At 72.1% G+C, this 24,478-nt stretch carries 19 protein-coding genes; 8 read left to right on the top strand and 11 right to left on the bottom strand.

Translation table 11 applies throughout. From position 1 onward, the window contains the following. Positions 1–133 precede the first annotated feature (133 nt). The 8 genes from ABD830_RS01400 to ABD830_RS01435 form a co-directional block, all read right to left on the bottom strand. On the bottom strand, positions 134–649 hold the full coding sequence (locus ABD830_RS01400; protein WP_344984385.1) for an XdhC family protein: 516 nt from the start codon (positions 647–649) through the stop codon (positions 134–136). 65 nt (positions 650–714) lie between these two features. Next, entirely contained in the window at positions 715–1,449 is a 735-nt protein-coding gene (locus ABD830_RS01405; RefSeq protein WP_344984386.1) for a dienelactone hydrolase family protein, read from the bottom strand. A 243-nt stretch (positions 1,450–1,692) separates the two neighbouring features. Continuing rightward, positions 1,693–3,390 (bottom strand): CBM35 domain-containing protein, encoded by a 1,698-nt coding sequence (locus tag ABD830_RS01410; RefSeq protein WP_344984387.1) that lies wholly within the window; start codon positions 3,388–3,390, stop codon positions 1,693–1,695. A 4-nt stretch (positions 3,391–3,394) separates the two neighbouring features. Continuing rightward, complete coding sequence (locus tag ABD830_RS01415) at positions 3,395–5,284, bottom strand: glycoside hydrolase family 127 protein (protein ID WP_344984388.1); 1,890 nt, start codon at positions 5,282–5,284, stop codon at positions 3,395–3,397. A gap of 28 nt (positions 5,285–5,312) precedes the next feature. Continuing rightward, positions 5,313–6,125, bottom strand: a complete 813-nt coding sequence (locus ABD830_RS01420; protein WP_344984389.1) for a carbohydrate ABC transporter permease — start codon at positions 6,123–6,125, stop codon at positions 5,313–5,315. Further along, positions 6,122–7,036 (bottom strand): carbohydrate ABC transporter permease, encoded by a 915-nt coding sequence (locus ABD830_RS01425; protein ID WP_344984390.1) that lies wholly within the window; start codon positions 7,034–7,036, stop codon positions 6,122–6,124. Before ABD830_RS01425 ends, ABD830_RS01420 begins: the two co-directional genes overlap by 4 nt. Before the next feature lie 31 nt (positions 7,037–7,067). Continuing rightward, positions 7,068–8,375: a sugar ABC transporter substrate-binding protein gene (locus ABD830_RS01430; RefSeq protein ID WP_344984391.1), complete on the bottom strand. Its 1,308-nt coding sequence runs from the start codon at positions 8,373–8,375 to the stop codon at positions 7,068–7,070. A gap of 68 nt (positions 8,376–8,443) precedes the next feature. After that, positions 8,444–9,481 (bottom strand): LacI family DNA-binding transcriptional regulator, encoded by a 1,038-nt coding sequence (locus tag ABD830_RS01435; protein WP_344984392.1) that lies wholly within the window; start codon positions 9,479–9,481, stop codon positions 8,444–8,446. Positions 9,482–10,604: 1,123 nt separating this feature from the next. On the opposite strand from ABD830_RS01435, the gene ABD830_RS01440 reads away from it, so the two are divergent. Continuing rightward, on the top strand, positions 10,605–11,396 hold the full coding sequence (locus ABD830_RS01440) for an SAM-dependent methyltransferase (RefSeq protein ID WP_344984393.1): 792 nt from the start codon (positions 10,605–10,607) through the stop codon (positions 11,394–11,396). Between the two features lie 9 nt (positions 11,397–11,405). On the opposite strand, the gene ABD830_RS01445 is transcribed toward ABD830_RS01440, so the two are convergent. Further along, positions 11,406–12,740 carry a serine/threonine protein kinase gene (locus tag ABD830_RS01445; RefSeq protein WP_344984394.1) on the bottom strand — a complete coding sequence of 445 codons (1,335 nt, stop codon included), beginning with the start codon at positions 12,738–12,740 and terminating at the stop codon, positions 11,406–11,408. A gap of 155 nt (positions 12,741–12,895) precedes the next feature. Here ABD830_RS01445 and ABD830_RS01450 point away from each other — a divergent pair, with 155 nt between their 5' ends. After that, complete coding sequence (locus ABD830_RS01450) at positions 12,896–13,870, top strand: pirin family protein (RefSeq protein ID WP_344984395.1); 975 nt, start codon at positions 12,896–12,898, stop codon at positions 13,868–13,870. A 1-nt stretch (position 13,871) separates the two neighbouring features. After that, complete coding sequence (locus ABD830_RS01455) at positions 13,872–14,192, top strand: tetratricopeptide repeat protein (protein WP_344984396.1); 321 nt, start codon at positions 13,872–13,874, stop codon at positions 14,190–14,192. 9 nt (positions 14,193–14,201) lie between these two features. Here ABD830_RS01455 and ABD830_RS01460 read toward each other — a convergent pair whose 3' ends face one another. Next, positions 14,202–16,916, bottom strand: a complete 2,715-nt coding sequence (locus tag ABD830_RS01460) for a helix-turn-helix transcriptional regulator (RefSeq protein ID WP_344984397.1) — start codon at positions 16,914–16,916, stop codon at positions 14,202–14,204. Between the two features lie 63 nt (positions 16,917–16,979). On the opposite strand from ABD830_RS01460, the gene ABD830_RS01465 reads away from it, so the two are divergent. The 3 genes from ABD830_RS01465 to ABD830_RS01475 are packed head-to-tail and all read left to right on the top strand — an operon-like array spanning position 16,980 to position 22,247. Beyond that, the gene (locus ABD830_RS01465) at positions 16,980–17,708 is read left to right on the top strand and encodes an ABC transporter ATP-binding protein (protein WP_344984398.1); all 729 of its coding nucleotides are present in this window, start codon (positions 16,980–16,982) and stop codon (positions 17,706–17,708) included. Then, positions 17,702–20,242, top strand: a complete 2,541-nt coding sequence (locus ABD830_RS01470; protein ID WP_344984399.1) for an FtsX-like permease family protein — start codon at positions 17,702–17,704, stop codon at positions 20,240–20,242. The genes ABD830_RS01465 and ABD830_RS01470 overlap by 7 nt, the downstream gene beginning before the upstream one ends. 52 nt (positions 20,243–20,294) lie before the next feature. Continuing rightward, entirely contained in the window at positions 20,295–22,247 is a 1,953-nt protein-coding gene (locus ABD830_RS01475; RefSeq protein ID WP_344984400.1) for a protein kinase domain-containing protein, read from the top strand. Here the strand turns inward: ABD830_RS01475 and ABD830_RS01480 are convergent. Then, a complete protein-coding gene (locus tag ABD830_RS01480) occupies positions 22,244–22,720 on the bottom strand; it encodes a MarR family winged helix-turn-helix transcriptional regulator (protein WP_344984401.1) in 477 nt (158 codons plus the stop codon). The genes ABD830_RS01475 and ABD830_RS01480 overlap by 4 nt on opposite strands. Before the next feature lie 70 nt (positions 22,721–22,790). On the opposite strand from ABD830_RS01480, the gene ABD830_RS01485 reads away from it, so the two are divergent. Continuing rightward, entirely contained in the window at positions 22,791–23,471 is a 681-nt protein-coding gene (locus ABD830_RS01485; protein ID WP_344984402.1) for a hypothetical protein, read from the top strand. Positions 23,472–23,558: 87 nt separating this feature from the next. After that, on the top strand, positions 23,559–24,335 hold the full coding sequence (locus ABD830_RS01490) for an SDR family oxidoreductase (RefSeq protein ID WP_344984403.1): 777 nt from the start codon (positions 23,559–23,561) through the stop codon (positions 24,333–24,335). The last annotated feature ends 143 nt before the right edge of the window (positions 24,336–24,478 follow it).

Here is a 24,478-nt window from a genome sequence, read left to right on the forward strand (position 1 = left end):
GTGGATAACTCGGCAGAGCAGGGCTGACCCGAACCCCGCAAAGGCCGGGCCACCCAAGCTCGATCACAGGCCCGGCTCAGCAGATCGCGATCGAGATTCAACCGGCCGGGATCGACCGCTTAACACCAGCGACCTAGAAGAGGAAGCCGCCCGGACGGCCGTTGCGGTCGGCGATCAGGCCGGCCAGGGTGGCGACGGCGATCTCCGGTGGCGTGCGCGAGCCGATGTTGAGCCCGATGGGCCGGTGCACCCGGGCGATCTCCTCCGGCGGCACGCCGAGGTCGGCCAGCGCCCGCACGTGCGGTGCCACGTGGCGGGCGCTGCCCATGATGCCGATCCACCGGACAGGGAACTTGAGCACGTCGCGGAGAACGGGCCCGATCTCCTCGCGGTGATGGTCGGTGAGCACCACATCGGCCGCGGCGTCGAGATAGTCGCCGAGCTCGGTCACCACGGTGAACCCCTCGACGCGGCGCTCAGGGTCGGGCTCCAGGAGGATCGGGCGGAAGCCGAGCTCGGCCCCGAACCTCAGCAGGCAGTCGGCCACCGGAGAGGCGAAGACGGCGACCAGCGTCCGCCCGGCGAGCTCGCCGGGAGCCTCGTGATGGGCCACCTCACACGCCGGGTCCTCGTCATGGGTGTGGGTCATATCCGCAGTCTGACATGACCGCGGTGAAGCCGCCTCCGATCGGGTGAGGACGGCAACCCGGCGCCCTAGGCGTGGTTCGCGACGTGTTTGTCGAAGAAGTCGAAGGTGCGCTGCCACGCGTCGTCCGCCGCGGCGCGGACGAGGCCGTGACGCAGCGGGAACAGCGCGAGTTTCGCGACGGGGTGGTGGCCGTCGGTCATGAAGGAGTGCCCGGCGTCCGGATAGATCTCGACGTCGTGCTCGATGCCGAGTGCCCCCATGTGCTCCCGCAGCCGCCTGCCGTGCGGGCCGAAGCCTTGGTCACGGCCGCCGTAGGAGCCCACGACCGGGCACACCGACCGCAGCTCTTCCCGGTCATGGGGAACCGCGCCGTAGTTCACCGACGCGGCTCGCACACCGGGCGGCGCGCTCGCCGCGTATGCGAGGGCGAACCCGCCGCCCATGCAGAATCCGATCACCCCGAGCCGATCAGCGTCGACGTCTTCGCGGCCGGCCAGCCACCGCCGGGTCGCGTCGATGTCGGCGGCCGGCCGGCCCGGCTTACCGGTGACGAACTGGTGCATGGCCCGCGACAGACACCCGACCCTGGTGCCGTGGCTGTACAGATCCGGAAGCACCGCCGCGTAGCCACGTTCGGCGAACAGGTCAACCACATCCAGCATGTCCGGTTCGACGCCGTAGATTTCGTGCACCACCACGACCCCCGGCCATCCGGCCGCGGGCGCGGTCCCGCCAGGCAGTGCCAACGTCCCCGCCAGCGAACTGGCGTCGGGCAGCGAAATGCGCACGTCTTTTCTCATCAGCACTCCTTTAGCCGCTTTCCCAAACGAAACGCAACGTAGCGGAGTTCGAGCGGCCCAGGGGCATGAAATTTTCACCGCGTGCGCCGTCGGCCTCCCTGGTCAGCCGCGCGTTCCCGCACCGCGAGCGTCACCTCGAGCGCGTTCGCCGTGAGCGACGGCCTGACCACCCGGATGCCCGGCACGTACTGACGAGGCAGCCCCGGCGATCCGGCGCGATCGCGCCGGATCGCCGGGGTCAGGTCAGGTGAGCTGGATGTAGTCGAGCTCGGCGTATCCCGTGCCGCCCGCGAAGTACGGCGAGCCCTTGGCCAGGCGGATCACGTTGTAGCCGGCCTTGAGCGTGACGGTGGTGCTGACCGTGGCGCCGAACTGCCCCCAGCCCGAGGTGGGCGGGTAGCTGACGGTGCTCCACGAGCCGCCGTTGTAGGCCAGCCCCTGGGTCGCCGTGGCGCCGGTGCCGTTGGCGTACCCGATGGTCATCGTGTACGAGCGCGCGGTGGGCATGTTCACCACGAAGTCGACGTAGCTGTCGGTGCGCGGCGTGCCCGAGTTGTCGATCCGGCCGACGTAGCCGCCGTCCGACGCGCTGGAGGCGCTCAGCCGCTGGGCGCGGAACACGGAGGCGTTCTCGGCCTCGTACCGCTGCTGGTAGGAGGGCACCCCACTGGCCGGCTCGACGGTGAGCTGGTATCCGCTGGTGGCGACCATGTTGGGCACGGACACGCTGAGCTGCCCGCCGCTGACCGTCCGGGTCGTCGTGGAGATCGTGGTGGGCGCGGTGACCGCGGTGAAGCGGCCACTGGACGGGGTGGACGAGAGCGTGACGCGGACGCTGGAGCCAAGTGCGCCGAGGCCGGTGAGGTTGACGGTGTTGGTGCCGGACTCGTTGCCGAACACCACGTTGACGGTCTTGCGGGTGCCGTCGTAGGAGGCGAACCCGTCCAGCCCGGTCTGCGTGGTGGACGTCGTCGTCACCATGTTCCCGGCCATGTCGCCGTACCACTTGTACAGCCACCAGGTGCCGGTGGGCTGGCTGTTGTTGACGACCAGGCCGTTCATGGTGCCGTACTCGTACCAGAAGGCCCGGTGCGCGGACTCCACGCCGCCGCGCTCGAACTTGGCGACGTAGCTGGCGATCCGGCCGGGGACGTCCACCTCGCCGGTGGCGGCGTACTCGTTGATGGAGATGCGGCGCGGGCTGATGCCGAGCGAGGCCTCCAGGTTGCGGTAGTCGGCGATGTCGCCGGCGATCCTGGCGGGGTCCACCAGCTCGTGCCAGCAGATGATGTCGGGCAGCGTGCCGGTGTTCTTGGCGTTGGTGAGGAACGACTGCATCCACGAGCGGTTGTACGTGGCGGTGCTGGGGCCGACGACGGGCGTCAGCGTGTCGAGCGCGCGCACCGCGCGGTACGTGCGCACCCAGCCGTCGTTGAAGGCGCCCGCGGCGGAGGTGTTCCACGTCCAGTCGGGCTCGTTCCAGAGCTCCCAGCCGAGGATGTTCGTGACCGTGGTGGCCGACAGCCGGGCGTTGACCATGGTGTTGACCTTGGCCAGCCAGTCGTTCCAGCTCACCCACCTGTACGGGAAGTTGGGATAGATGTCCGGCATCCGGATGAACTCGCCCGCCCCGACCCGGGTGGCCTGCGGCGCCACCAGCAGGGAGTCGCCGCCGGGCGGCTGGCCGTTGGGGCGCTGGCCGACGCCCGGCGCGGGCTGGGTGAGGGAGTTCACCTTGATCGGGAGGAGGGTGGAGTCGGCCGGACGGGAGTTCTCGGCCAGGCCGTACAGGCCGCCGGAGGCGACGTGGGTGACCGGCCTGAACGGCTGCGCGACGTTGACGGTCAGCGTCGCGCCCGCCGCCGCGGCCGGGGGCGCGGTGGTCACCAGGGCGGTGGCCGTGGTGACCAGGGCTAAGGCGAGCACTCGGATTCGGGACATCGTGTCACTCCTTGTCGATGGGCAACCAGATGCGCATGCTCGACGGGCCGCGATGGGCCCATGAGTGGTACGGCCGCAGCGGCACGTCGATCCACTCGACGTCCGCCGCGGAGGCGGCCGTGGCGGCACGGGAGTACGCCCACGGCCGGTCGGGGGGTGCGGCCAGGCGGCCGCGGACCCGGGCGCCGCCGGGCTCGGCACGCGGACCGGACAGGGGGTCGATCGCCAGGGCGTCGAGCCCGCCGGGATGCGGGAGGTCGTGCGACTCGGCGCACAGGACCTCCGGGCCGCGCTCGACGGCGACGCAGCCGCGTACGGCGTCGATGCGAGGGTCCGGCCAGGTGAAGCGGGGCTCCATCGGGAGTTCGAGCGTGATGACCTCGCCCGCGCGGAAGTCCCGCCGCACCGTGGCCATGCCCGGTTCGACCGCTCGCGCCCGCCCCTCATCGGCGAGCGTGGCCCCGGCGGCCCAGGCGGGGACCCGCAGGGCGAGCGTCCAGAGTCCGTCGTCCAGGATCCGGACGCGGACGGTGCCGCTCTCCGGATAGTCGGTCTCGACCTTTACCGCTGCCCGCCGCCCGTCCGGCAGCTCGGCGCGGATGGTCGAAGCTGCGTACTGGTGGATCTGGAGGCCGTCGTCGTCGGCGGTGGCGAGGTAGCCCTGCAGGCCGGCCAGGGTGCGGGCGACGTTGGTGGGGCAGCAGGAGACGTCGAACCAGGCGGCCCTGACGCCGGCCTCGGCGCGCGGGCTGACCTCGGCCGCGTCCGCCGGCCTGCCCGGGGAGCGCTGGTGCAGGGGGTTGGCGTAGAAGAACGCCCGGCCGTCGGGGCTCGGGGAGGTCGCGATGACGTTGTAGAGCGTGCGCTCGATCAGGTCGGTGTAGCGGACGTCGCCGGTGGCGAGGTGCAGGCGCCAGGAGACCATGATCGAGGCGACGCCGGCGCACGTCTCGCAGTAGGCCCGGTCCGGCGGCAGCTCCCAGTCCTCGCCGAAGCCCTCGTCCTGGTGGCGCGAGCCCATGCCGCCCGTGATGTAGGTGCGGCGCGCGACCGAGCGCTCCCACTGCCGCTCCACGGCACGCAGCAGCTCGTCGTCGCCGCGCTCGACGGCCACGTCCACGGCCGCGGCGGTCAGGTAGAGCGCGCGGACGGCGTGGCCGCGCCACACGTCGGCCTCCCGGATCGGGATGTCGTCCTGGAAGTACGCGCGTCCCAGCGGGATGTCCCTGAGCGTGCCGTGCCCGCGGCGGTCGAGGAAGAGGCGGGCCTGCTCGACGTAGCGTTCCTCCCCCAGCGCCCGGCCGAGTTCGGCGAGGCCTACCTCGATCTCCGGGTGCCCGCAGATGCCGGGCACGCCGTCCGGGCCGAAGGTGCGGCACACGTGGTCGGCGGCCTGCCGCGCGACCCGTACCAGCTCGTCCTCGCCGTACGTGCGCAGCCGGGCCACCGCGGCCTGCAGGAGGTGCCCGGTGTTGTAGAGCTCGTGGCCCATCTCCAGGTCGCTGTAGCGCGGCTGCTGCTCGCCGTGCCCGAAGCAGGTGTTGAGGTACCCGTCCGGGTCCTGGGCGCGGGCGACGCGCGCGGTGAGCCGCTTGATCGCCGCCTCCGCCTCCGGGTCGCCGGTACGGCCCCACTCCCAGGACAGGGCCTCCAGCAGCTTGTAGACCTCCGAGTCGGAGAACGACCAGCCGGGACGGTCGGGCGCGGTCGTCCCCTCGGCGACGCGGTCGAAGTTGGCCAGCCAGCCGAGGCGCTCCATCCACGACTCGCAGTGGGCGAGCGTGGCCGTGGCGTTCACGGCCTGCCGGCTCCCCCAGAACCCTCCGGTGATGGAGACCTGCGCGAGCCCGAGAGGGCGCACCCGGCCCTGCGACGGCAGCACGGGGCTGGTCATGTGGTGAACCTTTCGACGAATGGGTGTTTCAGTCCTTCACGGCGCCCGCGGTGACCCCGGCGGCGATGTAGCGCTGCGCGAGGACCAGGAGGAAGGCCGCGGGGATGGACGCGATCACGGCGGTCGCCATGATCGAGTTCCACTGCGTGGTGTTGTTGCCGATGTAGCGGAAGATGCCGAGCGTGATCGGGATCACGTCGCTGTTGCGGTTGAGGGTCGAGGCGAAGATGAAGTCCGACCACGCCCACAGGAACGCGAAGAGCGAGACCGTGATCACCGAGTTGCGGCTCAGCGGCAGGATGATCGACCGGAACGTGCGCCAGGTGCTCGCCCCGTCGATCTGCGCCGCGGCCATGAGCTCGCCGGGGATGCTCGCCATGAACGCCCGGAAGAGCAGCACTCCGAACGGCACGGCCAGCGTCGAGTCGGCGACGATCAGGCCCGGCACGGTGTTGAGCATCCCGAGCCTGATGTAGATCGCGTAGAAGCCCATGGCCATGACGACGCCGGGGATCATCTGCGCGACGAGGAGCAGGAAGTCCATCCCGCGCGCGCCGAGCGGGCGCAGCCTGGCCAGCGAGAACCCCGCAGGAAGGGCCACGACCAGCGTGAGCGCGACGGTGCCGAGGCCGATGAACAGGCTCGTGGCCAGGGCCGGCAGCTGCTGGGCGAACGCCGCCGCGTACCCCTCGAACGTGGGGTTCCACGGGAACCAGTGCGGCGGGTCCGCGCGCAGGTCGCCCGTCCTGGTGAGCGAGACGTTGAACATCCAGTAGACCGGGAAGAGCATCAGCCCGACGAGCACGACGCCCACCGCGGTCTTCCAGGGAAAGGTCTTCATGCGCGTTCCTCCTTGCGCTGCAGCCGCACGTGCAGGAGCCCCGCGGCCAAGGCGATGAGGATGAGCAGGTTGCCGACGGCCGCCGCCGGCGAGAAGTCGGGCTGGCCGGTGCCGAACGCCTCGCGGTACGACCAGATGGCCAGCGTCGTCGAGGCGTCCGCCGGCCCGCCCTTCGTCATGATCCAGATGATGTCGACGACCTTGAGCGTGTAGATCAGGCCGAGCAGCAGCGTGATCGCCGACACCGGGCGCAGCAGCGGGAAGGTGATGCGCCAGAACCGCTGCCACCCGTTCGCCCCGTCCAGGCCGGCGGCCTCGTACAGGTCGGCCGGGATGTTCTGCAGCCCGGCGTACAGGATGACCAGGTTGAACGGGATGCCGAGCCAGATGTTGGCGACGGTGACGGCCAGCAGCGAGGTGCCGGGCGAGGTGAGCCAGTTGATCTGGCCGATCCCGAACGCCTGCAGGGCCGCGTTGACGATGCCGTTGTCGCTGTTGAGCATCCACGACCAGGTGGAGGCGGAGACGATCAGCGGCAGCAGCCACGGCACGAGGAACATCGCGCGCAGCACCGCGGACAGGCGGAAGTTGCGGTGGAAGAAGACCGCGAGCGCCAGGCCGAGCGCGTACTGGGCGGCGATGGAGACCAGGGTGAACACGGCCGTGTTGCGCAGCGCCCGGACGAACGTGTCGTCGGACAGGATGTCGGCGTAGTTGTCCAGCCCCGTGAACTCGGCGTCGCCCCGCACGAACGCCCGCGGCGTGTAGTCGTGCACGCTGAGGTCGATGTTGCGGTAGAGCGGGTAGGCGTAGAAGACGGCCAGGTAGATCACGAGCGGTGCGAGGAAGGCGAGAGCCGTCCACCTCCCCGACCGCCGCCGGGGAGCCGCGTGGACTGCTCTGCGCGCCATGACCGCTTCGGTGCGAAGGGATGTCATCGGATCAGTTGCCGGTGGCCTGCTTCGCCTGCGCCTGCGCCTGCTTGAGCGCGTCGGCGGGGGTGGCCGCGCCGCTCAGCGCCTTCTGCACCCCGGTCCACAGGGCCTCGGAGATCTTCGGGTACTTGGTGCCGAGGTTGTCGCTGGTCCGGCCCTTGGCCGAGCGCACGGCGTCGACCCACGGCTTCAGGTCGGGCTCCTTGGCGAGGATCGCCTGCTGGCCCTCGGCGGTGGAGGGGATGTAGTACGCGAACGTCGTACCGGTCTCCACCAGGCCCTCCGGCGTCGTCATGCACTCGAGGATCTTCTTGGTGACGTCGTAGCGCTTGGTGTCCTTCTGCACCGGGACCGTGATGAACTCGCCGCCCGTGGGCGTGGCCGCGGTGCCGCCGTCCTTGCCGGGGATCTGCACGATCCCGGTGGGGAAGCCCGCCTTCTTGGCGCTGTTGATCTGCCAGGTGCCGTTCTCGGCGAACGCGAACTCCCCGGTCAGGAACTGCTCCCAGGTGGTGTTCTGGGAGTTGCTGATGACGGAGTTGGGCGCGACACCGTCCTTGACCCACTTCGTCCACAGGTCGAGGGCCGCCACGGCCTGCGGCGAGTCGAGCTGGGTGAGCTGCGCGCCGGAGCCCCAGAACCACGGCAGGAACTGGAACGAGCCCTCCTCCGTGCCGATGGCCGAGAACGTGATCGGCTTCTTGCCCGCGGCCTTGACCTTCTTCAGCGCCGCGTCGAGCGAGGCCCAGTCCTTGATCGACTTGGGGTCGACGCCGGCCGCGTCGAGGATCTTCTTGTTGTAGTAGAGCGCGAGGGTGTTCGCGCCGATGGGGATGCCGTACGTCTTGCCGTCCAGCTCGCCCGCGGCGATGAGGTTCTTGTCGAATCTGGCGGTGTCGAGGCCGAAGTCGGACGTTGTGCCGGACCCGGGCACGTCGGACATCGCGGTGAGCATCCCGGCGTCGGCCAGCGTCGAGACGGCGGGGTTGTCGAGGAGGATGACGTCCGGCGCGTTGCCCTCCTGGCCGGCGAGCAGGGCCTGGTTGGTCAGCGCGGTGGTGTCGTACGCGGTGCGCTTGATGGTGACGCCGGCCTGCTGCCCGCAGGAGTCGACCCGCTTCGCCCAGGCGGAGGACGCGTCGTGCTGCGGGTACGGGTCCCACCACGTGTACGCGCCGCTCCCGTTCGCGCCGCCGTCGGTGGGGGCGGCGGTGGCGCCGCCCTGGGGGGCGGACGCGCAGGCGGCCAGGGCGGACAGGGCCAGGACGGCGGTTCCCAAGACCGCCGCCCTCGTGGACATCGACGGACGGTTCATCGATCTCACTCCAATGTGAGCGCTCACAACGAGCGCGGCCAGAAGGTGTCGAAGAGTCGGGCCCGCGGCTAGCGGGCGTTCGGGCGAGGTGCTCCCGGAGGGGCGGTGCTGCCCCGGGAGATGAGTTCGGGAGAGATGAAGCGCACCACGAACGGCTCGTCGCGGGCCGCCGGCGACTCCACACGGCGGACGAGCTGGCGCACCGCCATGGACCCGAGGCGGTCGGGCGCGCTCTCGATGAACGAATAGGGCAGGGAGAAGGTCGCGGCGAACTCGGCGGAGTAACGCCCGATGACCGACAGGTCCTCGGGCACGCGCAGCCCTCGCTCGTGGGCGACGGAGGGCAGCGCCGCCGTGGCCGCCTCGTTGTTGACCATCAGGCCGGTCGCCGACGGGTAGGCGTCGAGCAGCGCGTTGAGCAGGCGGCCGACGGCCGGCTGGCGGGACTCGCCGTACACCGCGTGCAGCGTGACGCCGAGCTGCCTGGCCCGTTCGAGCGCGGCGTCGCGGAGCCGCCACACGTACGCGCCGCCCCGCTCGACCACGTGCTCGGGCTGCGAGATCAGGATGAGCTCGCGGTGGCCGAGGCGGTGGAGGTGGTCCACCATCACCCTGCCGGCCTCCTCGAAGTCGAGGTCGAACACGTCCAGCCCGGAGCAGTCGCCCGGCAGGCCGACCAGGGCGCCCGGCTGCGGCGCCGCCCGCAGGATGGGCAGCCTCTGGTCGTCCTGCGCGATGTTCATGAGAACGACACCGTCGACCATCCGGGAGTCGGTGATGCGCCGCAGCGCCCGCGCGCCGTCGGCCTCGGTGACCAGCAGCGTGTCGTAGCCCAGGTCGCGGGCGGTGTCGGTGACGCCCAGGAGGTACTGCATCATCGCGGGCGCGAACTCGTCTTCGTGGAACTGGGCGAGCAGACCGAGGACCTTGGTCTGGGACGTGGCGAGCGCACGGGCGCCTGCGTTCGGCGTGTACGCGAGCGCCTCGGCGGCCGCCAGCACGCGCCGGCGGACCTCCTCCGAGATGGGCCGCTTGCCCGACAGCGCGTACGACGCCGTGCTGCGGCTCACCCCGGCCTCCCGGGCCACGTCTCCGATCGTCGCCACACTCACCTCCTGTAGTTGAACCGGTTCGACAGTTACGTTGCGAATGTCCTCACATCGTCGACCGGATGACGCCCTGGCCTGGTGTTGGGCAGGATCGACCCGGACCGGGGCGAGAAGCTCTCGCCCTACGGCCGCCGGAGTCAGCGAACCGGTTCAACGATGTGGCTCGACTGTCGCGCCGCCAGGCAGCAGGCGTCAAGGGCGAGGGCAATCGGCGATACAAAATCGTGACATGCCGGAAACACAACAGATCGACCCATTGACGCGCGGGGCGCGGCTACGTAACCTCAGCGAAACTGTTCCTGGAGTCTGAGCAGGAGTGCTCAGTCGTGCGCCCCGAACGGTGTTGGGCACACTGGTCGCCCGCGTTCTCGCCACGGTCCGGCGGCATGCATCGTGTGCATGATCCGGTGTCCGGGGGGCGGGTTCCCTCACGCCCGCGGGCGTCCGATCGGGCCTGGACGCCGCGCCCAGGCTGATCGCGATGCCGGCAGCCAGCGCCGAGATCGCGGCGGTCGCCTCCGGATCGCCGGGGAGGACCGCCATCGCGCGGCGCAGGTCGGGCACGGCCGAGGGCGGATCCGCGACCTAGCCCGTACGCAGATGCGGCCCGGCAAGGGCGGCGCCCCACGCCGTGGCCTGGTCCGCTCTCCGGGCGCCCCTTCCACCAACATCACGTGGTACCCACCCAGGTCAGTGGAGACGCTCTCGACCAGCCGGCCGACCTGTGACGGCACCGCCACGGCGACGCCCGCGCCCGCACGGTCCAGCTCGGCCACGAGCCGGGCCCTGGCCGTCACCGCCGCGAGGTCCCGGCGCCAGGCCGGAACGGCACGCAGGAATCGGGCACCGTGCGGGAAGGCACCGTGCGGGAAGGCACCGTGCCTCACCACGAACACATGCGTGGCGCTCGAACGGACGAAGCACGAACGGCCCGGCCCGATCCCCCATGGGGCGGCGAGAGCGTCCGCGACGGGGCTGTGCCACGTCTCGTCCAGGGTCCCTGCTCATGGCGTGGATCTCGCTGAGCGGCATCATCACGGCCATTCTGACCTGCGCCCCTCGCCCCAGGCACGCCGTTTTCGCCGGTGGGCCGATCGGGAAGATCGGATACGCTTTCGGAATGGACGCCGACCCCAGGATCGACCGTACCAAGCCGCATTCCGCCCGGGTCTGGAACCACCTGCTCGGCGGAGAGGACAACTACCCCGTGGACCGCGAGGCCGGGGACGCTCTCCTGCGCATGTTCCCCGATTTCGCGCAGGTGGCCAGGCTCCAGCGGGAGTTCCTCCGGCGAGCGGTGACGTACCTCGTCGCCGAGGCGGGCATCAGGCAGTTCCTCGACATCGGCGCAGGTCTGCCGACCGCCGACAACACGCACGAGGTGGCGCAGCGCATCGCGCCCGAGTGCCGCATCGTCTACGTCGACAACGATCCGCTGGTGCTCGTGCACGCCCGCGCCCTGCTCTCCGGCAGCCCGGAGGGCATGACCGACTACGTCGACGCCGACGTGCGCGAGCCCGGCACCGTCCTCGCGGCGGCAGCCAGGACGCTGGACTTCGCCCGGCCGATCGGCCTGATGATGCTCAGCATCGCCGGTCAGGTGCCCGATTACGGCCTCGCCACCGATCTCGTCCGCCGCTATGTGGCGGCGCTGCCGTCCGGCAGCCACCTGGCGCTGTCCGACGGGGTCGACGTCAACCCGGCGCTGGTGGAGGCGGTGAGCTTCTACAACGAGCGGGCCGCCTTCCCCTACACGCTGCGCAGCCCCGAGCAGTTGGCCGGCTACTTCGAGGGGCTCGAGCTCGTGGAGCCGGGCGTGGTGTCCACGCCGCTATGGCGGCGGCCGTCCGGGTCGCCGCAGCCGCCGGCCACCACGGTCCACGCGGTCTGCGGTGTGGGCCGCAAACCGTGACGGGCGCCGTCAACAGGTCTGGGGCCAGCAGGTGAAGGGGTTGTCCATCGTGGAGGGCTGCCACTGCGTGGGAGCGGGTGGCGGGGCGGTGGTCGTCTCTTTGGTCGGTTCGGGGGCACTTCCCGAGCTCGGGTCGGGTGTCGAGCGCACGCCGGAATCGACGTCCACCGACGTGCTCACGGGGCGCTTGGTGCGGGTGGGCTTGGCGGTGGGCGCCGACGTCTTGGGGCGGGACGTCTGACTGGGCGCCGGGGGCATCGTCCGCCGTGCCGTGATCTTCGTCTGTGACGGCAGCGTGGGCTGGGCCGTGCCGGACGAGACCGGCGGCTGGGAGGCCGGGCTGCTCTCCGGAGCCGAGCTCACCGGCTGGCCGGCCTGGTTGAGCAGCACGCCGCCCGCGACGATCAGCGCCGCCGCCGCACTGCCCGCGAGCGTCAGCAGCACCGCACGGCGCCGCCCGCGCGCCGGAGGAGACGCGGGCGCCGGAGAAAGCGCGGGCGCCGGAGGAAGCGCGGGTGCCAGAGGAGACGCGGGCGCCGTGGCCGCCGAGGTCAGCCGGGCGACCAGGTCGTCGGCGCTCGGCCGCCTGGCCGGATCCTTGGACAGGGCGGCGGTGACGAGCTCGAGCAGCGTCCCGCTGAGCCCGGAGATGTCCGGCTCCTGGTTGAGGATGCGGTTGATCACCGCCGCGGTGGAGTCGGCGCCGAACGCGGACCGGCCCGAGGCGCCGAACACCACGGTCCCGCCCCACGCGAAGATGTCGGCCGCCGCCGTCACCGGCACCCCGCCGAGTTGCTCCGGCGCGAGGTAGGCCGGCGTCCCCATCACCGATCCGGACGAGGTGGTGCCCGGGGCGTCCAGGGCACGGGCGACCCCGAAGTCGATCACCACGGGACCCTCCGGCCCCATCAGGATGTTGCCGGGCTTGAAGTCCCCGTGCCGGATGCCGGCGCGGTGGATGGCGGCCAGCGCGGTGGCGGTGCTGATGGCCAGGCGGTCGAGCGCGGCGCCGCGCCGCGGCCCTTCGAGGGTGACGAGGTCGTGCAGCGAGGGCCCCGGCACGTACTCGCTGACGATGTACGGCTGCTGGCCCGCGATGTCGGCGTGGAGCACGGGCGCGGTGGAGAACCTGGCCACCCGCTGGGCCAGGTGCACCTCGCGCAGGAACCTGCTCCGCGCGCCGGGGTCGGTCAGCAGGCCGCGGTGCAGGAGCTTGACGGCGACCGGCTCCCCGGTCTCCGCCCGCCCGAGATAGACGACGCCCTGCCCGCCCTCGCCGATGCGGGCGACGATGTCGTACGGACCCAACCGCCGCGGATCGTCCTCCACCAACGGCTGGTTCACCGTAAGCCCCCCATAGATCAACAGACAGTGCAGAAACCTATCAGTGGGCGAGTTGGGATGTCCCGCAATTGCGATCAAGGTAAGCCGGGAATGCCCGGCGGCGTTCACGTGTTGAGGCGGGCAAGAAGTTGAACATTCAACAAGCAGGAGGGGTCATGCCCGCCATCACCGCCGACACCCTGACGCTGCCGCGCGTCGCCGTACCGGACCCGGCCGCCGTCGCGCGGCGGCCCGTGAGGTCGGTGACGACCGCGCCCAGCGGGTTCGAGGGCGAGGGCTTCCCGGTCCGGCGCGCGTTCGCCGGCGTGCCGCAGTCCGCGCTGGACCCGTTCATCCACATGGACCAGATGGGTGAGGTCGAGTACGCGCCCGGCGAGCCCAAGGGCACCCCCTGGCACCCGCACCGCGGCTTCGAGACCGTCACCTACATCATCGACGGCATCTTCGAGCACCAGGACTCCAACGGCGGCGGCGGCACGATCACCGACGGCGACACCCAGTGGATGACCGCGGGCTCGGGCCTGCTGCACATCGAGAAGCCGCCGGAGCACCTGGTGGTCTCGGGCGGGCTGTTCCACGGCGTCCAGCTGTGGGTCAACCTGCCCCGCGCGCACAAGTTCCACGTGCCCCGCTACCAGGACATCCGCGGCCGCCAGACGGCGCTGCTCGCCTCGGCCGACGGCGGCGCGCTGCTGCGGGTGATCGCCGGCGACCTGGACGGGCACAGCGGTCCCGGCGTCACGTTCACGCCGATCACGATGGTGCACGCGACCGTGAGCCCCGGCGCGCGGCTGGAGCTGCCGTGGAACCCGGCCTTCAACGCCCTCGCGTACGTGCTGGCCGGTCAGGGCTTCGCCGGTGACGAGCGCAGGCCGGTCCGCAAGGGCCAGCTGGCCGTCTTCGGCCAGGGCGGGGCGCTCACCGTCGCCGCCGACACGGCTCAGCCGCAGGCCGAGCCGAACCTGGAGGTGCTGCTGCTCGGCGGGCAGCCCATCCGCGAGCCGGTCGTCCACTACGGCCCCTTCGTGATGAACAACCGCGCCGAGATCCTTCAGGCGATGGAGGACTACCAGGCCGGCCGCCTGGGCGTCGTCCCCGCCGGACGCGTCCCGCACACCGGAGAGGAGTGACATGCCGATCGAGAGGCTTGCCGAGGAGTACCAGCGTGGTCGCCTGTTCTTCGACTCGGAGGACTACATCGGGGCCGCGCGCATCCTGGCCGAGGTAGTGGCCGCGGCGCCGGACAACCTGTCGGCCCGGCTGCTGCTGGCCCGCGCCTACTACCACTCGGCCCAGCTCCGCCGGGCCGAGGCCGAGCTCCGGGTGATCCTGGAGCGCGACCCGGCGGAGGGGTACGCCTGCCTGCTGCTCGGCCGTACGCTGCAGCGCCAGAACCGGCCGAAGGACGCCGAGCCGTACCTGCGGCTCCACGCCGCCATGACCGGCGCGTGAGATGCCCGATCAGCCCAGCTCGAGGCCGGCGAGCTGGGCCCGGCTCGTCACGTTGAGCTTGGGGAAGGCCCGGTAGAGGTGGTAGCTGACGGTCTTGGGGCTGAGGAAGAGCCGCGCGCCGATCTCCTTGTTGGTGCGGCCGGCCGCGGCCAGGCGGACGATCTGCAGCTCCTGCGGGGACAGGACGTCCTGCGGGGAGGCGCCGGACCGGGCCTCGGCCGCGACGGCGGACGGACCCGTGTCGCCGGCGGCGCGCAGCTCGCTTCTCGCGCGCTCGACCCAGGGCCGGGCGTCCAGGCGCTCGAAGGTCTCGAGCGCGGCACGCAGGTGGGGGCGGGCCGCGCTCTTGTGCCGGTCCCTGCGCAGGCGCTCGCCGTAGACCAGCGCGGTGCGCGCCGCCTCCCAGGGGCGGCCTGCGCCCGTGTGCAGCCGTACGGCGGTGCGGAAATGATCGTGTGCCCGATCCCCGTCAGGTTCGAGCAGGGCCTGGCAGCGGTGCATGACGGCCTCGGCCCAGGCCAGGCCGGAAGCCCGCGCCCAGCACTCGTAGCGGCGTAGCGCCCCGTCGGCGGGCAGGCCGAGCCGGGCCGCTGCCTCGACCTGGTCGGGGGCGAAGTGAACGGCCTGGAACTGGTGGCGCACCGGGCCGGCCATGGCCGCCTCCAGCCGATCCAGCGCCTCGGCGAAGCGGCCCAGGCCCAGGTCGAGCAGGGCCTGCGCCCACAGTGCCCAGGCCAGGCCGTTGACGATGCCATTGGCGTCGTAGTGCGCGTGCGAGGCGGCGGCCAGCTCGGCGCAGCGGCCCGCGTCGCCTCGTACGGCGGCGATCCAGGCGAGCATGCCCTGCATGCAACCGGCCCGGCTCGGCCTGCCGGTCTCGGCGGTCAGCCGCAGTCCCTCGCTCGCGGTGGCCGTGGCGTCCGTGAACCTGCCGAGGAAGATCTCGCTGGTGGCGAGCGTGATGTGGAGCACGGCGAGCTTGCTGATCTCGCCGTTGGCCCGGCATTCCTCGGCGGCCGCTCTCGCGATCTCCCCCGCGGCCTGGAAGTCGCCGACCTGGAGGGCGAAGTAGGAGGCGTTGATGCGGCGTGAGTGCATCTCCGGGGTGATCCGGCTGCCCCTGGCCACCAGCTCGCGCATGATCGGCAGCGCGGTGGCGGGGCCCTCGGTCAGCAGCGACGCCGATCCCAGGGCGGCCTGCCGGGCGAGGTCGAGGTCGTCCTCCGGGCGAAGGTCCAGTGCGCGCAGGCGGGCGGCGGCCTCGACGAGCCCGTCGGCGTCACCGAGACGGTTGGCGTTGCGTGCCGCTTCGACCAGCATCAGAGCGGCGGCGGCGCGGTCGTCGCCGGCCACGTCCGCCGCGCCCTTGAGCAGCAGCTCGTGGGCCCGCCGCGGGGCGCCCTGGCCGAAGGCGATCCTGGCGCGCAGCGTGGGCAGCGTGGCGCGGGCCGAGACGTCCGGCACCAGGCCGGTGGCGGCGTCGATGAGGCGCTGGGCCCGCTGGAGCCGGCCCTCCTCGGTGGCGTCCACGGCGGCCGAGAGCAGCCGCCGCCCTTTGAGCTCCCGGTCCTCGCTCAGCTCGGCGGCCCGCTCGAACGCGGCGGAGGCGCTGACGTTCGCGCCGCGCTCCCTGGCCCGGTGGGCGCTCTCCTCCAGCGCCCGCGCGGCCGTCTCGTCCGGGCCCGTCGCGGCGGCGGCCAGGTGCCAGGCCCGCCGGTCGGGCTGACCGGCCAGCAGCCCGGCCAGGATCCGGTGCGCCTCCAGACGCAGGTCGTACGTGCTGAGCTGGAAGACCGCCGCGCGCATGAGCGGATGGGCGAAACTCACGTGCCGCCCGGTGATCCTGACCAGCCCGGAATGCTCGGCCGCTCCCAGAGCGGCGGGTTCGATGCCGAGCGCGGCGCAGGCGTTCGTGATCACGTCCAGGTCGCCGCCGTCCGCCAGCGCGGTGACCAGCAGCGCGGTCCGGGCGGCGTGGGGCAGGCGGCCGACGCGGGCGGCGTAGGCGAGCCGCAGGCGTTCCGGCAGCGGCAGCGGGCTGTGGTCGTAGGCCGGCAGGTCGGCGGTGCGCGGCAGTTCGAGCAGGGCGAGCGGGTTGCCCGCGCTCTCCTTGATGATCTTCACGCGCGTCGCGCCGGTGAGCTCGGGCGCGGCGTCGGCGAGCACCTGGGCGGCGCTGTGGTCGTCCAGGCCGGCCAGCCGCCGCTCCGGCAGGCCCGCCGGGTCGAAGCCGTCGCGCGCCCCGAACAGCAGCACGACGCCCTCCGCGTGCAGCCGGTGCGCGGCGAAGCGCAACGCGCGCGCTGACGCCTGGTCCAGCCAGTGCGCATCGTCGACCAGGCAGAGCAGGGGCCGCTCCTCGGCCAGCTCCGCCAGCAGCGACAGCACCGCCACGCCGACGTGGAACCGGTCGTCGGCTCTGGCCGGGGCCAGCCCCAGAGCGCCCGCCAGCGCCGCCGCCTGGGGCTCGGGCAGCGCGCCGAGGCGGTCCAGTCCGCCGCGCAGGAGCAGGTGGAGCGAGGCGTACGGGATGTCCGCCTCGGTCTCGATGCCGAGGCCGCGCAGCACCTCCATGCCCTCCGCGCGTTCCTCGGCGTACGCCAGGAGCGAGGTCTTGCCGATCCCCGGCTCGCCCTTGATCACCAGGACGCCGGAGCGGCCGTCACGTGCCTGGTCGAGCAGCACGTCGATGGCTCTCTGATCAGACTCCCGCCCCCGAAGCACGGGACGAATCCTAGTCATTCGTCCGGTACCCCACAGATGTTCGCCCCCATAGCGTCGTCGCCCATGAATCCCATGCAAGCGGTCGACCTGTCCTCGGTCACCAAACACTACGCACACGGCGTCACAGCGCTCGACGACGTGTCTATCGGCTTCGGCGCCGGCACGTTCACCGCCGTGATGGGGCCGTCAGGGTCGGGCAAGTCGACGTTGCTGCAGTGCGCCGCCGGGCTGGACCGGCCGGACACGGGGCGGGTGATCGTGGACGGCCGGGACCTGGCGACGCTCGGCGACAGGAAGCTGACGCTGCTGCGGCGTGATCGGATCGGGTTCGTGTTCCAGTCCTTCAACCTGCTGCCGTCGCTCACCGCCGCCCAGAACGTCGCCCTGCCGCTGCGCCTGGCCGGCCGCCGGCCCGACGCCCAGCAGGTGCGCCAGAGCCTGGCCGCCGTGGGCCTGGCCGAGCGCGCGAACCACCGGCCCGCCGAGATGTCCGGCGGCCAGCAGCAGCGCGTCGCCATCGCCCGCGCCCTGGTCACCCGGCCCGCCGTGCTGTTCGCCGACGAGCCCACCGGCGCCCTGGACGCCAACACCAGCCGCGAGGTGCTGCGCCTGATGCGCGACCTGGTCGACCGGCAGGCACAGACGATCATCATGGTCACCCACGACCCGGTGGCCGCCTCCCACGCCGACCGCGTGGTGTTCCTGGCCGACGGCCGGGTCTACGGCGAGCTCCACGACCTCTCCGCCGAGCAGATCGCGACCCGGATGCTGCAGCTGGAGGCGTCGTGCTGAGGATCGCCTGGTCCACGCTGCGTACCCGGTGGCTCTCCTTCGCCGGCACGTTCGTCGCCCTGGCGCTCGGCGCGACCCTGATGGCGGCGCTCGGGCAGGTGCTCGCCTCCAGCGTCTCCTCGCCCGACCGGGGCCCGCAGCGGTACGCCGCCGCGCCCGTCGTGGTCGTGCCCGACGAGCGGCTCACGGTGCGGAGCCCGTTCGGCCGGAGCAGCGCCCCGCTGGCCGAGCCACGGGGGCTGGCTCCCGAACTGGCCGCCCGCCTGCCCGGGGCCGTGAGGGACCGGGTCTTCCCCGCGCAGCTCGCCGGGGGCCCGCCCGCCGTCGGCCGTCCCTGGTCCGCGGCCCGTACGGCGCCGCAGCGGTTGTCCGCGGGAAGGGCGCCCGCGGCGGACGACGAGATCGTCGTCACCGCCGGCGCCCAGGTGGGCCGGCGGGTGCGGGTGGTGACCGCGGCGGGGGCCCGGCCGTACCGGGTGGTGGGGATCGCCTCGGCGGGGCCGCAGCCCACGGTGTTCTTCACCGACGAACGCGCCGCCGCGCTGTCGCCGCGCATCGACGCGCTGGCCGTGTGGCGGCCCGCCGCCGAGGTACGCGCCGCCCTGGGCGCGGCGGCCGAGCCGGAGACCGCCCTGGGCGCGGCGGCCGGGCCGGGATCCGGCCTGGGCTCGCCGGCCGGCTCCCCACCTGTTCCGGGCGGAACCGGGAGCCCGGCGGTCTCCAACAAGGTCAGGGTGCTGACCGGGCAGGACCGGGCGCTGCTCGACCCGTCCCGCGAGGCGGACGAGCGGGCACGGAACAACGCCGACACGATCGCCGGAATCGCCGCGGGTTTCGCGGGATTCATCGCCATCTTCGTGGTCTCCTCCACCTTCGCCTTCGCGGTCGGCCAGCGGCAGCGCGAGTTCGCCCTGCTCCGCACCATCGGCGCGACCGCCGGGCAGGTCAGGCGCATGGTGTACGGCGAGGCCCTCCTGATCGCGGTCGCCGCCTCGGCGCTCGGCGCGTCGATCGGCCCGCTGGCCACCCGGCCGATCCTGGACCGGCTGAGCGCCCTCGGGATGGCGCCCGCCTGGCTCGTGCCCTCGACGTCCTCGGTGCCCTCGTACCTGGCCTTCGGCACGGGTGTGCTGGTCGCCGTGGTCGGCGTGGTCGTCGCCGCGCGGCGGGCGGGCCGGGTGCGGCCCGCGGAGGCGCTGCGCGAGGCGGCGGTGGAGCCGAAGAGCATGACGATCGGGCGCTGGATCGCCGGAGGCGGGCTGCTCGCCACCGCGGTCATCAGCATGCTCGTCAACGCCGTCACCGACCCGGGCGGCGCGACCAACAACAAGACGTTCATGCCCATCGTCATGCTGCTCATCGCCTCCGTCGGGCTGCTCGCCCCGGTCTTCGTCCGGCCGGTCACGAACCTCCTCGCCGCCCCGCTCGGACGGCTGCGCGGCGCGGGCGGCCTCGTGGTCCCCGCCGGCGCCGTCGTCTCGACGCGGCGCACCGCCGCCACGGCCGCGCCGGTCCTGGTCACCGTGGCGCTGGCCGCGACGCTGCTCGGCGGGGCGGCGATGACCGACGCCACCAAGTCGGCCATGCAGACCGCCCCCGTACGCGCTGACTACCTGGTGCTGCCCGCGGGCACGGGCGGGCTGGACCGGCAGCTCGTCGAACGCCTGCGCACCGTCCCCGGCGCCGACGTCACCACCATGACCACGACCAGCCTCTACACGCTCGAAGGCGAGGGCACCCAGATCGTCGAGCGGCCCGCCGAGGCCGTGGACCCGGCCACGCTCACGACCGCGCTGTCGGTGCCCGTGAGCGCCGGATCGCTCGCGGAGCTGCGGGACGACACGATCGCGGTCTCCCCCACCTGGGAGCTGGGTCTGGGGCAGCGGGTGAAGATGTGGCGGGCGGACGGCAGCCAGGTCAGCCTGAAGGTCGTCGCGCTGCTCGGCACCGGCTCCGCGGCGGACTCGTACGTCACCCCGGCGCACGCCTTCTCGGCCCTGCCCTCCGCCGCCTACGTGAAGCTGCGCCCCGGCGCCTCCGCCACCGAGGTCGGGAGGGCGTTGGAACAGGCCGCCAAGGGACACAACGCCCGCGCCGCGACCAAGGCCGCCTGGGCCGCGACCGCCGCCGACCGCCGCGCCTCCGCCAGCCGCCTCGGCCTGCTGGCCGTGCTCGGCATCATGCTGAGCTACACCGTGATCGCCCTGGTCAACACGTTGCTGATGGCGGCCCCCGACCGGGCGCCGGAGCACGGCGCGCTGCGGCTGCTCGGCGCGACCAAGGCCCAGCTCCTGCGGTACGTCATGGCGGAGGCCCTGCTGGTGGTGGCGGTGGGCGTGATCCTGGCCGCCGTGGCCACCGCGCTCGGGCTGCTCGGACTGTACGCCGCGCTGGTGCAGCTGACCGGTCCCGGCGCGGTCGACGTGCCGTGGCAGCCTGTCACCGGGGTGATCGGCCTCTGCGCGGTGCTCGCCGTACTGGCGGCCGTCCTGCCCGCGAGCCGGACCAAGGGGGTGGCGATCCCCCGGGCCTGAGGCAACGGCGTCCTCGGGACGGGTCCCCGAGGGCGCGGGCTACGTTCGCGACATGCCATCCTCCGCACCGCTCATGTCCGGCGACCCTCAACGGTTCGGGGACCTGGAACTGCTTGGCAGGCTGGGCGAGGGCGGGCAGGGCGTCGTCTACCTGGCCAGAACCTCCGAGGGCGCGCACGTGGCCGTCAAATGGCTGCGGCGGGATCAATCGGACGACGCCGTCAGCGTCGGACGCTTCCTGCGCGAGGCGGAGGTCGCCCGGAGCGTGGCGCCGTTCTGCACCGCGGCCGTGCTCGGCACGGGTGTCGAGCTGGACCGGCCGTACATCGTGAGCGAGTTCGTCCAAGGCTCCTCCCTGCAGCAGATCGTCCAGGAGGACGGCCCGCGGACCGGGCCCGCCCTGGACCGGCTGGCCATCGGCACGGCCACCGCGCTGGCCGCGATCCATCAGGCCGGGATCGTGCATCGTGACTTCAAGCCGGCCAACGTCATCGTCGGCCCGGACGGGCCGCGGGTGATCGATTTCGGCATCGCCCGCGCGCTGGACGCCACCTCGACGTTCAGCGACACGCCGGTCGGCACGCCCGCGTACATGTCTCCCGAGCAGATCATGGGGCACACGGTCGGACCGGCGTCCGACATGTTCGCCTGGGCCGGCATGATGGTCTTCGCGTCCAGCGGGCGGGCACCGTTCAGCAACGACGCCCTGCAACCGGTCATCAACCGGGTGCTCAACTGCCCGCCCGATCTGGGGCTGCTCGAAGAGCCGCTGCGCGAAGTGGTGCAGAGGTGCCTTTCCAAGGATCCGGCCCAGCGGCTGACGGCCGAGCAGGTGATCAAGCGGCTGCTGGGGTACCCCGTGCCCGACTCGAGCCTCCTCCTGTGGGGCGCCAAGGAGGCCGCGCCGACCGACCGGTCCCACGTCAAGCGGACGAAGAGCAGGAGACCTGTCGTCATCGGCGTCACAGCGGCGGTCGCCCTGATGCTCGTGCTCGCCGGGGCCGCCGTGCTGAGCCCGGCACTGCGGAACAACCCACCCAAGGCGGGACCCACGACCGCGGCACCGAAGGAGACGGCTCAGGCGCCGAGGCCCGCGCCCTCGAAGATCACACTACCCGGGGGAGCGATCACCCTGTACGAGCAGCCGTCCGATCCGATCACGCTGACGGCGTACGAGATCTACAACAAGAACCTCGACGACGACGTCGACTACGCCAGGCAATCGCGGCACGGCCCGTTCGAGAAGTACCCCGGCAACTGGGAGTCGATGGTCTCCCCCGACGGCCGCTACCTCGCGGGCCGATCCCAGTACTACACCTCGGACGACTACGACTCGGTTCTCATCACCGACAGGAGGTCGGGCTCGAGTTTCCGGGTCAAGACCGTACGCGAACCGCTGGTCAGCCCGATCCGCGGCTGGTCCAAGGACGGCTCGAAGGTCCTGCTCGACATCGAGAAAAAGGTGAAGGGCAAGAAGGGCGCAGACTGGATCACCCTGGGCTTCGCCATCGTCGACGTGGCCGGGGCCAAGGTCAGCGTCGTCGACGTGCCCGACACCTCGATCCAGGCCGGCTCCTTCGGCTGGGACGGCGACGGGCAGGGCGTGGTCATCGTCTACGGCGACGACCAGGGGCTGCGACTCTTCGACGCCTCCGGCAAGCGCACGCGCGACATCCCGGGCGTCGGGTCACCGGCGGCCGGCACCAGGCGCGTCTTCTCGCCCTCGGGCAAGATGTTCGTCACCGACTGCCCGCGGAAGGCCGACGGCGACCACTGTATCTGGGACACCGCCACCGGCCGGCGGATCCGCACGTTCTCCTCCGACTGCGACAAGGTGCTCGGCTGGTACGACGAGGCGCACCTCTACTGCTGGGAGCTGGACAACCACGCCTCACGCAGCGAGGTCCGGGTCGTGGCATTCGACGGCAAGCTGGTGCGCAAGCTGCTGGAGGTCCCGGAGGAACTGGACTTCACCCCCTATTTCACGCCGTCTGCGTCGAGCTAGGGCCGGTCGCGTGTCCGGCGGGCGCGTTCCAGCTGCTGTTCGTACAGCTGCCGGGAGCGGCGCAGGAAACCCGCCAGCAGCTCCAGGTCAGCGGTGGTGTAGTCGCGCATGAGCGCCTCGCCCTCGGTGACGAACGGCCCGTACAACTCCCAGGTCTTCTGGCGGGCGATGTCGGTGAGCTGGAGCAGGATCTTGCGGCGGTCGGTGGGGTCGGGGCGGCGGGTCACGTAGCCGAGGCGTTCCAGCCGGTCGACCATCGCGGTCACGCTCCCGGTGGTCAGGCCGAGCCCGGCCATGAGCCGGCTGTGGGTCAGGTCCTCGTGCTGGTTGAGCAGCTCCAGGCAGCGCAGGTCAGTCCGGTTGACGCCGAGCAGCTTCGCGGCCGCCTCGTCGTAGGCGTCGACGGCCGACTGCATCGCCTCCATCTCCTCGGCGACGGCCCGGCGGAGCACGTCCCAGGTTTCGTTTGACATTCAAGCCTCTCGAGTATCAAGATAAATATGTCTCGAAGACCAAGATACATGACTGTCGAGAGGAATTGCCATGGACCCCATGACTGCCGACCGCGCTACCAACCCCCGCAGGCTCAAGCCGGTGCTGACGATCGCCCCGCTGGCGGCGGCACTGGGCGCACTCGGCGGCCTGGCCGCCTCCTCCCCCGTCTATGTGGCGGCCGGAGCGGCCGGCGGGCTCGTGTGGACCGCCCTGGCCGCCCTGCTGGCCGTCCCCTTGCTGCGGCTACGCGCCCGGCACCCGATGTTCCCCAGCGCCGTCACGCTCGCCGCCGCGTTCGTCGCCGCGCTGACGCTCGGCGCCGGGCTGGTCCAGCACGTGATGTACCCGACGCCGGAGGCGTACCTGCAGCTGATGCGCTCGAACGCCGCCGGTGGCGCCACCGGCCTGTACATGGCGATCAATCCGCTGCTGGAGTGGGTGCTGCTCCCCGCCGCCCTCGCCCTGGCGTGGCACTCCAAGCAGCGGCGGTTGCTGCTGATCGCCGCCACGGTGTACTACCTTCAGCGCCTGACCACGTACGTGTACTTCGCCCCCACCGTCCTGAGCTGGACCACCGGCGGCGACACCGTGCCGCTCTCCCAGGTCGGGCTCTGGCTCAACCTCGACCTGGCCAGGATGACCCTCGACCTCACCGTCATCGCCATCCTCGCCGCCGCGGCACTGAGCCGGCGCACCCACACCCCCGCCCTGGCCCACGCCATCGCCTGACGGAAGCCGCCAGGTCGGCCCTGATCAGAATCAACAACGGGGCCGCCCTCCTCCTCTCGACAAGCAAACGCTTGGTAAGATCTGGATGTGCTGCTGGGCGGCGAGGTCTCGATCGTCACCGGGGCGGGTCCCGGGCTGGGGCGGACCCTGGCGAGGCTGCTGAGCGAGGAGGGCGCCAGGGTCGTCGTGGCCGCCCGCACCGCGGCCACCCTCGAGAGGACCGTCGCCGAGGTCCCGGACGCCCTGGCCGTCCCCGCGGACGTGACCCGGATCGACGACATGCTGCGGCTCGCCGACACCGTGATCGACCGGTTCGGCCGCGTGGACGTGCTGGTCAACGCCGCCTTCCCCGGGTCGCACCGCAGGAACGTGCTCGACATGTCCGCCGGCGACCTCGAGGCGTGGCGCCGGGCCGTCGAGACCGGCGGCTACGGCACGCTGCTGGCCTGCAGGTTCATCGCGCCGCACATGGTGGCGCAGGGCTCCGGCTCGATCGTGAACATCACCTCCATGTCGTCCCGCACGGGCTACGCGGGGCGCAGCGACTACGCCGCCGGCAAGGCCGCCGCGCACCTGCTGTCCCACTGCCTGGCCGACGAGCTCGGGCCGTACGGGGTGCGGGTGAACTGCGTCGCGCCCGGCTGGATCGCCAGCGAGGTGCTCGACGAGTGGATGCGGACGCGGGCCGCGGCGGAGGGCGTGACGTTCGAGGAGATCCGCGCGCGTGACGTCTCGGCGATGGCGCTGCGCCGCATCGCCACGGAGGAGGACGTGGCCCGCGCCGTGATCTACCTCGCCTCCCACCATGCGAAGGCGATCACCGGCGCCACCATCGACGTCAACGGCGGCCAGCTCTTCGCATGACCGGCCCACAAGTCTTGCGGTGCCGCCGCCGCTCGACCCCCGTGACCTGGGCTCAAGGACTGCACCGCAGTAGGTATCCTGGGCGGTTCGGCCCCGCCCTGGCCGGGGGCCGGACCGGGTCCTAAGATCCACATCGACCCGCG

The sequence above is a fragment of the Nonomuraea helvata genome (assembly GCF_039535785.1).
Classification (GTDB): domain Bacteria; phylum Actinomycetota; class Actinomycetes; order Streptosporangiales; family Streptosporangiaceae; genus Nonomuraea; species Nonomuraea helvata.

Excerpts from the sequence above, each read along its gene's own strand:
- ABD830_RS01400 (WP_344984385.1), bottom strand. The coding sequence starts at position 649 with ATGACCCACACCCATGACGAGGACCCGGCGTGTGAGGTGGCCCATCAC.
- ABD830_RS01405 (WP_344984386.1), bottom strand. The coding sequence starts at position 1,449 with ATGAGAAAAGACGTGCGCATTTCGCTGCCCGACGCCAGTTCGCTGGCG.
- ABD830_RS01410 (WP_344984387.1), bottom strand. The coding sequence starts at position 3,390 with ATGTCCCGAATCCGAGTGCTCGCCTTAGCCCTGGTCACCACGGCCACC.
- ABD830_RS01415 (WP_344984388.1), bottom strand. The coding sequence starts at position 5,284 with ATGACCAGCCCCGTGCTGCCGTCGCAGGGCCGGGTGCGCCCTCTCGGG.
- ABD830_RS01420 (WP_344984389.1), bottom strand. The coding sequence starts at position 6,125 with ATGAAGACCTTTCCCTGGAAGACCGCGGTGGGCGTCGTGCTCGTCGGG.
- ABD830_RS01425 (WP_344984390.1), bottom strand. The coding sequence starts at position 7,036 with ATGGCGCGCAGAGCAGTCCACGCGGCTCCCCGGCGGCGGTCGGGGAGG.
- ABD830_RS01430 (WP_344984391.1), bottom strand. The coding sequence starts at position 8,375 with ATGAACCGTCCGTCGATGTCCACGAGGGCGGCGGTCTTGGGAACCGCC.
- ABD830_RS01440 (WP_344984393.1), top strand. The coding sequence starts at position 10,605 with ATGGACGCCGACCCCAGGATCGACCGTACCAAGCCGCATTCCGCCCGG.
- ABD830_RS01450 (WP_344984395.1), top strand. The coding sequence starts at position 12,896 with ATGCCCGCCATCACCGCCGACACCCTGACGCTGCCGCGCGTCGCCGTA.
- ABD830_RS01455 (WP_344984396.1), top strand. The coding sequence starts at position 13,872 with ATGCCGATCGAGAGGCTTGCCGAGGAGTACCAGCGTGGTCGCCTGTTC.
- ABD830_RS01465 (WP_344984398.1), top strand. The coding sequence starts at position 16,980 with ATGAATCCCATGCAAGCGGTCGACCTGTCCTCGGTCACCAAACACTAC.
- ABD830_RS01475 (WP_344984400.1), top strand. The coding sequence starts at position 20,295 with ATGCCATCCTCCGCACCGCTCATGTCCGGCGACCCTCAACGGTTCGGG.
- ABD830_RS01480 (WP_344984401.1), bottom strand. The coding sequence starts at position 22,720 with ATGTCAAACGAAACCTGGGACGTGCTCCGCCGGGCCGTCGCCGAGGAG.
- ABD830_RS01485 (WP_344984402.1), top strand. The coding sequence starts at position 22,791 with ATGGACCCCATGACTGCCGACCGCGCTACCAACCCCCGCAGGCTCAAG.